Annotated in this window: 1 protein-coding gene and 1 rRNA gene; both read right to left on the bottom strand. The window is 32.0% G+C overall.

Features of this window, described 5'->3' with window-relative positions:
• Positions 1-291 precede the first annotated feature (291 nt).
• A complete protein-coding gene (locus ACFVQC_RS30150) occupies positions 292-1,221 on the bottom strand; it encodes a DMT family transporter (RefSeq protein WP_377896392.1) in 930 nt (309 codons plus the stop codon).
• Positions 1,222-1,603: 382 nt separating this feature from the next.
• A 5S ribosomal RNA gene (gene rrf, locus ACFVQC_RS30145) occupies positions 1,604-1,696 on the bottom strand; the annotation flags it as partial.

The following is a 1,696-nucleotide window of genomic DNA, read 5'->3' as shown; positions in this document are numbered from 1 at the left end:
AATGTCAACCAAGTTTTTTTATTTCTTTTGTCGCTTTCTGCGTTGTTGCTATCGGCGACTTGTTCTATATTACACCTCTATAGGCTAATCGTCAATACCTTTTATTCAATTAATAATAAAAATAATTCCCAAAGGTATTTTCTATATTAATTTCAGTTATCCTATTTCTCTATTTCAATGAAAATAATAAAAAAGGACATCCCATTACATACAAGACATCCTTTTAATTACACATTATATACATGCACTCTTTAAACTTTTGAACTCCCCCTCTCTATTTAAACTATCGTCCTACTCATTCCTTGAGGCGGGACTTTTCTGTCGGGAAATGATAAATAGATCAATTAATTTACTTTTATCCGCCCATACCACTCCAAATAAAACTAAGCCGCCGCCTATTACTATTCTCCACGTTAAAGATTCATTTAATAGAACAATTGAAGCAACAATACTTATTAGCGGCAATGCATTTAAATATAATCCACTTACTGATGCTGAAACTCTCTCTAGTGCTTTATTCCAAAACCAATATGCTAAAATTGTCGCTCCAATAACAAGATACATTACACTAAGTCCAATCTTCCAGGTTTCAATCTTTGGGAAACCGTAATAAAAAGTTTCTACCATTGCAAATGGTAATAAAATAACCGATCCAATAATTAAAGTTAATGTTGTAAAAACCTTGTTTGATAGATACTGTTCCTGTTTCGGCTGTTTTAACAATACTGTATAGAAAGCAAACAAGAAGGTGCTTAATAAAATAAGGATATCTCCTATTAAAGATACCTCTTGATCAGCATTATTAGATGAAATTGTAATAAGAAGTACCCCTATAACCCCAAACATAATTCCGATCCAATAATCCATCTGAATTTTCTCTTTCAAAAAGAACGCTGAAAAAAGAATTGTAACTAATGGCAATGCAGCATCAATAATACTAACATGTAATCCACTTGTTAAAGAAATACCATAGGATGTGAACATAAAGTACCCAGCTACACCAGTAAAAGATAGTAAACTCATTCTTTTCCACGGAATATGTTTATGTACAACTGCTTTTTGTAGTTCGTTAAATGAGAAAAGCATACAAATTCCACCCGCAAAGAAAAGACGAATAAATAACAAAGTAAACGGTTGAATGGATCCTAATGCCCATTTCGTTGGTGCAATAGCTGTCCCCCATAATATAACAGCCACTAATAACATGCATATTTCCTTCATAATTCCCCACACCCATCAAAAAATATATGTTAACTACCTTAATTATAAATTTTTTCTTATGTAAAATCCCTTAAAAATACAAAAAGGTTATGTGAAAAAGAACTGGATAGCTTTTTTTCACATAACCTTTTCATATAAGCTCAAAAATATTCTTGTTCATACCACAACTAAACCAATAAATATATATAAGGTGTTTATTACCTTATATATATTTATATGTATTGTTTTATAACCTTTTTATCACTTTATTGTCCAAATCTTATTGTATACAGCCTCTATTTCATTCTTTTTTCTTCTTTAGCGTTATTAAATTTATGGATTTTAACCTTCGGTAAATAAAAATAAACACAAAAAAACCTAAGTCGAAACGACTTAGGTTTTTGCTTGGCGACGTCCTACTCTCACAGGGACAAGGTCCCAACTACCATCGGCGCTAGAGAGCTTAACTTCCGTGTTCGGTATGGGAACGGGTGTG

The sequence above is a fragment of the Bacillus sp. NPDC057893 genome (assembly GCF_042796455.1).
Taxonomy (GTDB): domain Bacteria; phylum Bacillota; class Bacilli; order Bacillales; family Bacillaceae_G; genus Bacillus_A.
The sequence above is the reverse complement of the archived record's forward strand: the minus strand, read 5'-3'. Positions and strand labels throughout refer to the sequence as shown.